Origin of the sequence: Psychrobacter sp. Sarcosine-02u-2 (assembly GCF_002836335.1) — a bacterium.
Classification (GTDB): domain Bacteria; phylum Pseudomonadota; class Gammaproteobacteria; order Pseudomonadales; family Moraxellaceae; genus Psychrobacter; species Psychrobacter faecalis.
This window is the reverse complement of sequence record NZ_PJBX01000096.1, coordinates 1-264: the sequence shown is the minus strand read 5'-3', so window position 1 is coordinate 264 and position 264 is coordinate 1. Positions and strand designations below refer to the sequence as shown.

The following is a 264-nucleotide window of genomic DNA, read 5'->3' as shown; positions in this document are numbered from 1 at the left end:
CAGTGCAATTAAGGGCATACCTACAAGGCGCAAGGAGGAGCTAACACTGCACTCAGATCAAGGGTGGCATTATCAGATGAAGACGTTTGCGAATACGCTTAAAGAGAATGACATTAAGCAAAGTATGAGCCGAAAAGGGAACTGCTTAGACAATGCATTGATGGAAGGCTTCTTCGGTACGCTAAAGTGTGAGACTATTTACCTTGAAAAGCCGACCTCGATTGAGGCTTTAGAGAAACAGATTCATGAGTATATGCATTATTA

General features: G+C 42.4%; 1 protein-coding gene. It reads left to right on the top strand.

The genetic code is table 11. The features are described from left to right. The coding region (locus CXF58_RS01410) for a DDE-type integrase/transposase/recombinase (protein WP_145989786.1) at positions 1–264 on the top strand (264 nt) is incomplete at both ends.